The following is a 9,777-nucleotide window of genomic DNA, read 5'->3' as shown; positions in this document are numbered from 1 at the left end:
CGGCACGGTGATGATCAAGCGACAGATGTCATGAGACTTCATCCCTGACACATCTCATGGGACTCGACATGGGCGTCACGCCCACGGATCTCCTCCGCGCGCGCTTGACGGCGGGAGCCCCTGACATCTGAGATGTCAGTTGTGCCCCTCGCTCCCGTCGACCGCGTGCTGCTGCGCGACGTCGCCCTGGTCCGGCTGCGCGAGGCGATCGTCTCCGGTGAGCTGGCGCCCGGCGCCGTGGTGAAGGACGCCGAGCTGGCCGTGCGCCTGGGCCTCTCGGTCGCCCCGGTCCGGGCGGCGCTGGCGCGGCTGGCCGACGAGGGCCTGGTCGAGGCCAAGCCGCAGAGCCACACCCGGGTCACCCCGCTCGACGTGCCCGCCGTCCGGGACGCCGCCGCCGTCGTCCGCGTCATGCACGAGCTCGCCGCCCGGGAGGCGGTGCCCCGGCTCACCGCGGGCGACCTGGCCGCCATGCGAGCGGCCAACGCCGACTTCGCCGCCGCCGTCGAGCACGGGGACGTCGACGCCGCCCTGGCCGCCGACGACGCCCTGCACGCCGTCCTCGTCACGCGGGCCGGCAACCGGGCCGCCGCCGCCACCGTCGACCGGTTCACCCCGGCGATCCGGCGGCTGGAGCGGCGCCGCTTCGCCACCGCGGGAGGCAGGCACAGCGTCGTCCTGCACGACCGCCTCATCGCCGCCTGCGCGGCCCCCGACGCCGACGCCGCCGTCGCCACCACGACCGAGATCTGGACGGCGCTGCTGTCCGAGCTGTCCGAGGAGACCGCATGACCACCCTGGCCGACTTCCCCCGCCACCCGCTGCTGTTCGGCCCCTCCCCGGTGCACCGCCTCGACCGGCTCACCGCGCACCTCGGCGGCGCCGTCGTGTGGGCCAAGCGCGAGGACGTCAACTCCGGCATCGCCTTCGGCGGCAACAAGACCCGCAAGCTGGAGTACCTGGTGGCCGACGCCCTCGCCCAGGGCTGCGACACGCTGGTGAGCATCGGCGGCGTGCAGAGCAACCACACCCGCCAGGTCGCCGCCGTCGCCGCCCACCTTGGCCTGTCGTGCGTGCTGGTCCAGGAGAGCTGGGTGGACTGGCCCGACGCCGTCTACGACAAGGTCGGCAACATCCTGATCAGCCGGCTGGCCGGCGCCGACGTCCGCCTGGTCAAGGCGGGCTTCGGCATCGGGTTCAAGGAGAGCTGGGAGTCCGCGCTCGCCGAGATCGAGGCCCGCGGCGGCAAGCCCTACGCCATCCCGGCCGGGGCGAGCGACCACCCGCTCGGCGGCCTGGGCTTCGCCCGCTGGGCGCACGAGGTCGCCGCCCAGGAGGCGGAGCTCGGCGTCTTCTTCGACACCGTCGTCGTCTGCTCGGTGACCGGCTCCACGCAGGCCGGCATGGTCGCGGGCTTCGCCCAGCTCGAGGAGCAGGGCGGCCGGCCCCGACGGGTGCTCGGCGTCGACGCGAGCGCGAAGCCCGCCGAGACCCGCGAGCAGGTGCTGCGGATCGCCCGGCGGACGGCGGAGGCGATCGGGGTGCGGCGCGAGCTGACCGCCGCCGACGTCGAGCTCGACGAGCGCTACCACGCCGGGATCTACGGCATCCCGGACGAGACGACGATCCGGGCCATGGAGACCGCCGCCCGCACCGAGGGCATGGTCACCGACCCGGTCTACGAGGGGAAGTCGATGGCGGCGACGATCGACCTGGTCGGCCGCGGCGAGATCGACCCGTCCTCCACCGTGCTGTACGCCCACCTCGGCGGCCAGCCCGCCCTCAACGGCTACAGCGCCCTGTTCTCCTGAGGTGGAGTGCGACGGGCGAGGAATCCTCGCCCGTGGCACTCCACCTCAGCCGCGCCAGGCGGGCCGGAGGAGGTCCCGCAGCCCGGGAGGACGGCGTGGTGTCGCCGGCCGGCCCCGGGTCCCCGCGGGAGGACCGGAGGACGCACGGGACAGCCGCAGGCCGTAGCCGATCAGGTGCCGCAGGGCGAGGACGGCCGCGGCCGTGGCCAGTGCGCCCCAGCCGGGCGCGCCGGTGAGCCGCAGCAGCCCGGCGGCGAGCAGCAGGTCCAGCAGCACCGCCAGGGCCGGGGCGGCATCCCGGGTGACGGCCAGGGCCAGCGCCCCGGCGAGCAGGGCCGCCGCGGTGACGACCAGCGCCGCGGCCTGGGCGACCGGCTGCAGGACCGTCACGCCGTCCGCCCGCGGTGCTCCGGCGCGGCGGGGTCGGCGGGAGGGGTGCCCGCCTCCTCCTCGGCGACCTGCCGCCGCTCCTCCGCGATCTCCTTGGCGAGGACGTAGTTCAGCGCCGTCCGGATCGTGGCCACGGCGGCGAGCTGCCCCAGTTCGCGGAAGCTCGGAGACACGGCCGTGCGGAGGACGTCACTGGCCAGCTGGAACTCCAGCCCGAGGGCGAGGAACCGCCCGAGGGTGAGCCGTACCGGCACGAAGTCCGCCGCGCTGCGGGAGGTCACCCCCACCCACGCGAACCGGGCGAAGGCCCAGACGGCCCCGACCACGATCACGACGACCCCGCACGCTTCGACGACGGACACCAGCACGTTCACGACGTCCGCGAGCAGCTCCTCCACCGGCCGGGGCTACCCCGCCGCCCGCACGGGCACGCCGCCCCCCCGCCGAGCGGCTCCGCTACCGGCGGGCGGCGTCCAGGGGGACGGCGAGGCCGTCGCGCTCGTCGAGGGCCGCGCTCAGGTCGGGGCGCCACGCCTCGAACCCCGCCCCCGCGAGGACGACGTCGCGCACCAGCGCGTGCCAGAGGCCCGACCGGCGCACCATCGAGTGCCCGCCGGCCACGGTGAACCGGGCGATCCGTGCGCCGGCCCGTTCCGCCCGGACCGCGTAGTCCGCCGACAGCCGGGCCGGCACCCAGCGGTCCCCCCGGCCGTGCAGCAGGACGGCGGTCCGCCCGCGCAGGTGCGCCACCGGCTCGCCCGGTGGCGTCCACGGGGCCAGCCCGCAGACCGCGGCGACACCGGGCTCGCCGCCGGCGCGCAGCACCGCCCGGCCGCCCATGGAGTGGCCCACCAGGACGAGGGGGACGCCGTCCCCGTGCTGCTCACGGATGCGTCCCAGCGCCCACCGGACGTCGGCGAACGCGTCCGCGGCCAGCCCGTTCCAGCCGGCCACGCGGTACCGCAGCAGGTAGGTGTCCAGCCCCCGCGGGCCGACGCCGCGGCGTACGAACTCCTCGATGGCGCGCATCCGCAGCAGCGACAGCGCCCGCTCGCGCGGGGGTTGCACGCTCTCCACGGTGCCGCCGTGGCAGAACAGCGCGACGGCACGGGCCGGTACCGGCGCCGCGGCGTGGTCGAGGGCGGGGAGAGCGGCGGCGGGCACCGTCAGTCCGGGTCGGGGGCGAGCCGGACGACCATCTTCCCGGTGTTGGCCCCGCGCAGCAGGTCGAGGAAGGCGGGCACGGCCTGCTCCAGCCCCTCGTACACCGTCTCGCGCGCCACGAGCTCGCCCGACCGCAGCCAGCCCGCGATCGCCTCGGTCGCCTCTGCCCGCAGGTCGCCGTGGTCGCCGACCAGGAACCCGCGCAGGGTCAGCCGCTTGCCGACCATGAGGCTCATGTTCCGCGGGCCCGGCGGCGGCTCGGTCGCGTTGTAGCCGGAGATCGAGCCGCACAGCGCCGCCCGGCCGTGCACCCGCAGCGCCCCGATCGCCGCCTCCAGGTGCTCGCCGCCGACGTTGTCGAAGTAGACGCTGATCCCGTCCGGCGCCGCCGTCCGCAGCTGCCGGGAGACCGGGCCGTCGTGGTAGTCGAACGCGGCGGAGAAGCCGAGGTCGCCGGTCAGCCAGGCCACCTTCTCCGGGCTGCCGGCGCTGCCGACGACCGATCCGGCGCCCCGCAGCCGCGCGAACTGGCCCACCAGGCTGCCCACGGCGCCGGCCGCGCCGGAGACGAAGACGTCGTCGCCGGCCTCGAACGCGGCCACCCGGAACAGCCCGGCGTACGCCGTCAGCCCGGGCATGCCCAGGACGCCGAGGTGGTGGGTCGGCGAGACGTCGGCCAGCACCGGCAGCACGCGGACGTCGCGCGCGGACAGCACGGCGACGTCGCGCCAGCCGGCGTCGGTGAGCACGAGGGCGCCGGCCGGGACGCCGTCCGCCCGCGACTCGACCACGCGGCCGACCGCACCGCCCTTCATGACCTCGCCGACCGCCCACGGCGCCGCGTACGACGGCTCCGGCCGCATCCGCCCGCGCATGTAGGGGTCGACCGACATCGCGACCATCCGGACGACGACCTGGCCCTCGGCCGGACCGGGGTGCTCGACCTCGACCAGCCGGAAGTCCTCCGGTGTCGGCTCGCCGTGGGGGATCGCAGCGAGGTGCCACTCGCGGGCGGACACGGGCACGGTGCTACCTCCGGGGCGGGACGAGGGGGCGGCCCCGATCCTCTCCCGGCCGCGACGGCGGCGCCGTCCGGGGTGGCGGGACGGTCCTACGCTGGGGGTATGTCGTTGTTCTCGCGGTACAAGACCGAGCCCGTGGCGCGCGAGGACGCGCTGCCCGGCCGTCCCGACCCCCTCCCCCTCGTGCCGGAGTTCCACGCGGTCAACGGCAACCGCATCCAGCCGCCGTTCCCCGAGGGCATGCAGACGGCCGTGTTCGGCGCCGGCTGCTTCTGGGGCGTGGAGAAGGTCTTCTGGCAGCTCCCCGGCGTCTACTCGACCGCGGCGGGCTACGCGGGCGGGTTCACCCCGAACCCGACCTACGAGGAGGTCTGCTCGGCGCGCACCGGGCACACCGAGGTGGTGCTGGTCGTCTTCGACCCCGCCGTGACCAGCTACGAGCAGCTGCTGAAGGCGTTCTGGGAGGACCACGACCCGACCCAGGGCATGCGTCAGGGCAACGACGTCGGCACCCAGTACCGGTCGGCGATCTACTACGCGGACGCCGAGCAGGAGAAGGCGGCGCGGACCACCCGCGACGCCTACCAGGAGCGGCTGCACGCCGCGGGCTACGGCGAGATCACCACCGAGATCGCCCCGCTCGGGGAGTTCTTCTACGCCGAGGACTACCACCAGCAGTACCTGTACAAGGTGCCGAACGGCTACTGCCCGGTGCACTCGACCGGCGTCTCCTGCCCGGTCGGCCTCCCCGGCGTCTGACCGAGGACCCCGCCGCCCCTCATGCTCCGCGCGGCGCGGGGCCCTGCGGCGGGGCCGGCCGGCCGGGAGGATGTCCGCATGGAGGTCCTGCGCACGCCCGAGGAGCGCTTCGCCGCCGTCCCCGACTTCCCGTACCCGGTCGGGCACGTCACCTTCGGCGGCGGCCCGACCGTCGGGGGCGAGGCGCTGCGGATGGCGTTCGTGGAGGCCGGCCCGCCCGACGGGGAGGTCGTCGTCCTGCTGCACGGCGAGCCGTCGTGGTCGTTCCTGTGGCGCCACGTCATCCCCGTGCTGGCCGGTGCCGGCCTGCGGGTCGTCGCGCCCGACCTGATCGGGTTCGGCCGCTCCGACAAGCCGGCCGACCGGGCCGCCTACACCTACGCCGCGCACGTCGAGTGGGTCCGCCAGGCGCTGTTCGAGGGCCTGGGGCTGACCGACGTCACGCTCGTCGCGCAGGACTGGGGCGGCCTGATCGGGCTGCGGCTGGTCGGTGAGCACCCCGACCGCTTCGCCCGGGTGGTGGTGGCCAACACGGGCCTGCCCACCGGCGAGCACCCGATGAGCGAGGCGTTCCTGGCGTGGCAGCGCTTCTCCCAGGAGACGCCGCGGTTCGAGGTGGGACGCATCGTGCAGAACGGCACGGTGACCGAGCTGCCCGCCGAGGTGGTCGCCGCCTACGACGCCCCCTTCCCCGACGACCGCTACACCGCGGGCGCGCGGGTCTTCCCGGCGCTGGTGCCGACGACCCCCGAGGACCCGGCCGCCGCGGCCAACCGGGCGGCGTGGGAGGTGCTCGCCCGGTGGGACAAGCCGTTCCTCACGGCCTTCTCCGACTCCGACCCGATCACCGGCGGCGGCGACGCGGTCTTCCAGCGGGTCGTGCCCGGCGCCCGGGTGCGGCCGCACGTGACCCTCGCCGGCGGCGGGCACTTCCTGCAGGAGGACGTCGGCCCGCAGCTGGGGCGGGTGGTCGCCGACCTCGTGACCGCCACCCCGCGGCGGTGACGGCGCGGCCCGCCGAGGCATAGGAAGCTGTGCCCACGTCTGCGAGCCGAATACGTGGGGAAAGCTTCCTATGCCTGATGGCGCCGCGCTGTTCGCGCGACTGCGGCGGGAACCGGACGTCGAGGCGCCCGACCTCGTCGCCGTCGACGCCACCGACCGGCTCCTGCTCGACGAGGCCGCTCCGCTGCTCGCAGCGGCCGGCCCGGGCGAGGTCGTCGTCGTCGACGACGCCCACGGTGCGATCACCCTCGGCGCGGTGGCGCTGCACGGCGCCCGCGACGTCCGGGTGCACCAGGACCTGCTGGTCGGCGAGCTCGCGCTGGCCGCCAACGCCGGGCGGACCGGCCTGACCGGCCACCACCGGTCCCTGCCCCTGGACGGCGACCTGGTCGCCGGCGCCCGCGTGGTGCTGGCCAAGGCACCCAAGGCCCTCGACGCGCTGCGCGAGCTCACCGAGCTGGTCGCCGTGCACGCCGCCGACGACGTCACCCTGCTCGTCGGGGGGCGGGTCAAGCACATGTCCCACGCGATGAACGACGTCCTGCGCGCCGGCTTCGCCGACGTCTCGGCCACGCTCGCGCGGCAGAAGTCGCGGCTGCTCGTCGCCCGCGGGCCCCGGCGCGACGTGCGGCCGTCCTCGCCCCGCTGCCGCCGGGACGACGCCACCGGCCTCACCGTCTGCGCCTCCGGCGCCGCCTTCGCCGGCCCGCGGGTGGACGACGGCACGCGGGCCCTGCTGCGGGCGTTGCCGGACATGGCGCCGGACGCCGGCACCGCCCTGGACCTCGGCTGCGGCACCGGCGTCCTCGCCGCGGCCCTGGCCTCGGCCCGCCCGCAGCTGAGCGTGCTCGCCACCGACCAGTCCGCTGCCGCCGTGGTCTCCGCGCGGGCGACCGCGGCCGCCAACGGGCTGGCCGGACGGATCGAGGTCACCCGCGACGACGCCGCCGCGCGCGTCCCCGCCGGCAGCGTGGACCTCGTGGTGTGCAACCCGCCCTTCCACCTGGGCACGGCGGTGGTGACGGCGGCCGCCGACCGGCTGTTCGCCGCGGCGGCGCGGGTGCTGCGGCCCGGCGGCCAGCTGTGGACCGTCTACAACAACCGGCTCCCGCACCGCGCCGCGCTGCGCCGGCTGGTCGGGCCGACCCGGGTCGCCGACGCCGGCCGGCAGTTCACCGTGACGGTGTCGACCCGCCGCTGAGCGCCGTCCGCGCGACGCGGGCGGGCAACGCGAGCCCCTCCGCCGTTCGGCTGGAGTCACTCCACCGACACGCCCGCTCCGCCATCGACGAGGTCGCCCGGATGGCCGGCTCGCTGCAGGCCGCGGTGGCCCACTTCCGCTGCTGACCCCGGCGTCCCCGTGCCCAGATCTGCACACTCGTCACCATCAGCCGTCGATGGTGACGAGTGTGCAGATCTCGCCGAGGTGGTCGGGGAGCGCGAGGCTCTCGTCAGTGCGCGGGACGGGCCGAGCGGGAGCGGACCGGGGGCTGCGACGACCACGGGAAGTCGATCCACCGGTCGGTGCGCCGCCACACGTAGTCGCAGCGCACCACCGACCGCGGCTTCTCGTAGATCACCGCCGTCCGCACCTCGGCGACGTACCCGGTGCAGAAGTCGCGCACCAGCTCCAGGGTCTTGCCGGTGTCGGCCACGTCGTCGGCCACGAGCACGTTGGCCCCGGTGACGTCGACCTGGTCGAGCGTCGGCGGGAGGACGACGGGCAGGTCCAGCCGCTCGTCGACGCCGGTGTAGAACTCCACGTTCATCACGAAGAGGTTCTTCACGTCCAGCGCGTAACCCAGCGCCCCGCCGAGGAACAGCCCGCCCCGGGCGATCGCCAGGATCAGGTCGGGCTCGAAACCGTCGGCGGCCACCTGCTCGGCCAGCTCGCGGCCCGCGGTCCCGAACAGCTCGTAGGTCAGCGTCTCCCGCTCGGCGGTCACGGTCGGCGATCGTCGCAGGAGGGCGCGAGGCCCTGGGCAGCGGGGCCCGCGTCGGGCAGGCTGGTGGGCATGGGCAGGGCTGCGACGAGTGGTCCACGGCGGACGCGGCGGACGCGGCGGCGTGCTCCCCGGCGCGGGGCACGGCAGGTCGCGAGGCGGGCGCTGCCGTGGGTGGCCGGCTGGTTCGCGTTCCAGGCCGCGGTGGCGCTGGCCGGCCGCGTGGCGGCGCGGCGCCGGGACCGGGGCGACGAGGACGCGACGGAGATCCGGCGGGTGGTCACGCACGACGGGCTGGAGCTGCACCCGCGCGCGCCCGACCTGGTGCGCGTGGACGTCGACCTGGCGATGGCCGGCGCCGAGATCGACCTGACCGCGATCCCGCGGCCCGAGACGCCCGTCGAGCTGACCGCCCGCCTGCTGATGGCCGGCGCGGCGGTGCGGGTGCCGCCGGACTGGCGGGTCTGGTGGCGCTTCCGCGGCCTCGGCGGCATCGGTTCCGACGGCGGCGTCCAGCGCACCTCCGACCCGCACACCGCGGACCTGCGCATCCGCGCCACGGTGCTCTTCGGCGGGATCGGCGTGGAGGCCGGCGGCGCCGCCTGACCCCCGGTCAGCAGAAGCCCGGCGTGCCGAGCCACGCCACCTCCGCGGGGGGCACGTCGTCGCGCTCGACCGCGCCCTCGATGAGGCCGTAGGGGCGGTCGTCGGCGTGGTAGACGACCGGCTGCGCGCCGGGGGTGTTGTCCAGCCCGAACGCGGAGAGGTCCTGCAGGAAGTGGTGCCGGTTCGGCATCGACATCCGCACCTCGGCGACCTCGGCGAAGCGCTCGAGCACCGCCTCGCCCATCGCGTACAGGGTCTGCTGGAGCGCGAGGGAGTGCGTGGCGGCGAAGGTCTCCAGCAGCGTGGCGCGGACGCCGGCGAACAGGTCGTCCCACGGCAGGCCGTCGCGGGTGTAGCGCCAGCGCGCGGTGACCGCGGTGGCCAGGATGCGGTCGGTGGTCTCGGCCAGGGTCGTGTACCGGTCGCGCGGGAAGCCCCAGAACTCCGAGCCTGTCGTCTTGAGGACGACGAGGTCGGCCAGCCCGGCCAGCACGTGGACGTCCGCGTCCGGTCCCGAGCCGTCCACCGTGACCACCGCCGTCCGCACCTCCCCGCCGGGGCGGCGGAAGGCGTGGTCGTGCGGGGTGCCCCCGGCGGTGATGCGCTCCCAGCCGTAGGACTCCACCGCGACGCGGGCGCCGCTGATCCACGGGTAGGCCCGGGCGAGGTGGCGGGCCAGCCGCAGCCCGAAGGCCTCGGGGGAGCCGACCCCGTCGCGGGCGAGGGCGAAGACGGTGTTCTTCTGCGCGTCGGTGCTCAGCACGTGCGCGTTGTCGCCGGCGGTGTGCGCGGCGGCGAAGTCGCCGCGCAGCGTCGTGCTCACGTTCAGGTCGACGATCCCGTGCCGCGGCGAGCTGCGGTCCACCGCCACGACGCGGACCTCCGCCTTGCCGTACTGGTTCGCCCCGAGCCGGATCGCCATGGCCGGGACTGTTGCACGTGGAACGTGCCGGAGGAGATTCGTCGGTGTTACGCCTCTGTCGAGTCCCATGAGATGTGTCAGGGATGAAGTCTCATGACATCTGTCGCTTGATCATCACCGTGCCGATGAGGTGTGGTGGGAAGACGAGCGGCGAT

General features: G+C 75.5%; 12 protein-coding genes. 6 read left to right on the top strand and 6 right to left on the bottom strand.

The genetic code is table 11. The features are described 5' to 3' along the window. Positions 1 to 141: 141 nt before the first annotated feature. Both ACK586_RS24835 and ACK586_RS24830 read left to right on the top strand, forming a co-directional pair. Entirely contained in the window at positions 142 to 792 is a 651-nt protein-coding gene (locus ACK586_RS24835) for a GntR family transcriptional regulator (protein WP_409333208.1), read from the top strand. After that, entirely contained in the window at positions 789 to 1,811 is a 1,023-nt protein-coding gene (locus ACK586_RS24830; RefSeq protein ID WP_409333207.1) for a 1-aminocyclopropane-1-carboxylate deaminase, read from the top strand. The genes ACK586_RS24835 and ACK586_RS24830 overlap by 4 nt, the downstream gene beginning before the upstream one ends. 45 nt (positions 1,812 to 1,856) lie before the next feature. Here ACK586_RS24830 and ACK586_RS24825 read toward each other — a convergent pair whose 3' ends face one another. The 4 genes from ACK586_RS24825 to ACK586_RS24810 are packed head-to-tail and all read right to left on the bottom strand — an operon-like array spanning position 1,857 to position 4,390. Beyond that, positions 1,857 to 2,201, bottom strand: coding sequence for a hypothetical protein (locus ACK586_RS24825; protein ID WP_409333206.1), 345 nt, complete (start codon positions 2,199 to 2,201; stop codon positions 1,857 to 1,859). After that, the gene (locus ACK586_RS24820; RefSeq protein WP_409333205.1) at positions 2,198 to 2,599 is read right to left on the bottom strand and encodes a DUF1622 domain-containing protein; all 402 of its coding nucleotides are present in this window, start codon (positions 2,597 to 2,599) and stop codon (positions 2,198 to 2,200) included. The genes ACK586_RS24825 and ACK586_RS24820 overlap by 4 nt, the downstream gene beginning before the upstream one ends. Positions 2,600 to 2,657: 58 nt before the next feature. Beyond that, a complete protein-coding gene (locus tag ACK586_RS24815) occupies positions 2,658 to 3,365 on the bottom strand; it encodes a dienelactone hydrolase family protein (protein WP_409333204.1) in 708 nt (235 codons plus the stop codon). A 2-nt stretch (positions 3,366 to 3,367) separates the two neighbouring features. Further along, a complete protein-coding gene (locus ACK586_RS24810; RefSeq protein WP_409333203.1) occupies positions 3,368 to 4,390 on the bottom strand; it encodes an NADP-dependent oxidoreductase in 1,023 nt (340 codons plus the stop codon). Between the two features lie 99 nt (positions 4,391 to 4,489). Here ACK586_RS24810 and msrA point away from each other — a divergent pair, with 99 nt between their 5' ends. The 3 genes from msrA (at position 4,490) to ACK586_RS24795 (ending at position 7,352) form a co-directional block, all read left to right on the top strand. Then, positions 4,490 to 5,146 (top strand): peptide-methionine (S)-S-oxide reductase MsrA, encoded by a 657-nt coding sequence (msrA, locus tag ACK586_RS24805; protein ID WP_409333202.1) that lies wholly within the window; start codon positions 4,490 to 4,492, stop codon positions 5,144 to 5,146. Positions 5,147 to 5,224: 78 nt separating this feature from the next. Then, positions 5,225 to 6,151: a haloalkane dehalogenase gene (locus ACK586_RS24800; protein ID WP_409333201.1), complete on the top strand. Its 927-nt coding sequence runs from the start codon at positions 5,225 to 5,227 to the stop codon at positions 6,149 to 6,151. A 70-nt stretch (positions 6,152 to 6,221) separates the two neighbouring features. Next, positions 6,222 to 7,352 carry a class I SAM-dependent methyltransferase gene (locus ACK586_RS24795; protein ID WP_409333200.1) on the top strand — a complete coding sequence of 377 codons (1,131 nt, stop codon included), beginning with the start codon at positions 6,222 to 6,224 and terminating at the stop codon, positions 7,350 to 7,352. A gap of 250 nt (positions 7,353 to 7,602) precedes the next feature. Here the strand turns inward: ACK586_RS24795 and ACK586_RS24790 are convergent, their stop codons facing one another. Beyond that, complete coding sequence (locus ACK586_RS24790; RefSeq protein WP_409333199.1) at positions 7,603 to 8,097, bottom strand: phosphoribosyltransferase; 495 nt, start codon at positions 8,095 to 8,097, stop codon at positions 7,603 to 7,605. A gap of 171 nt (positions 8,098 to 8,268) precedes the next feature. Between ACK586_RS24790 and ACK586_RS24785 the strand changes: the two genes are divergently transcribed. Continuing rightward, entirely contained in the window at positions 8,269 to 8,700 is a 432-nt protein-coding gene (locus tag ACK586_RS24785; RefSeq protein WP_409333198.1) for a hypothetical protein, read from the top strand. A gap of 7 nt (positions 8,701 to 8,707) precedes the next feature. Here ACK586_RS24785 and pucL read toward each other — a convergent pair whose 3' ends face one another. After that, positions 8,708 to 9,622, bottom strand: a complete 915-nt coding sequence (gene pucL, locus ACK586_RS24780; protein ID WP_409333197.1) for a factor-independent urate hydroxylase — start codon at positions 9,620 to 9,622, stop codon at positions 8,708 to 8,710. Positions 9,623 to 9,777: the final 155 nt, after the last annotated feature.

Origin of the sequence: Trujillonella humicola (assembly GCF_046233715.1) — a bacterium.
Classification (GTDB): Bacteria; Actinomycetota; Actinomycetes; order Mycobacteriales; family Geodermatophilaceae; genus Trujillonella; species Trujillonella humicola.
Note: the sequence above shows the minus strand (reverse complement) of the source record. Positions and strands in the feature narration are given on the sequence as shown.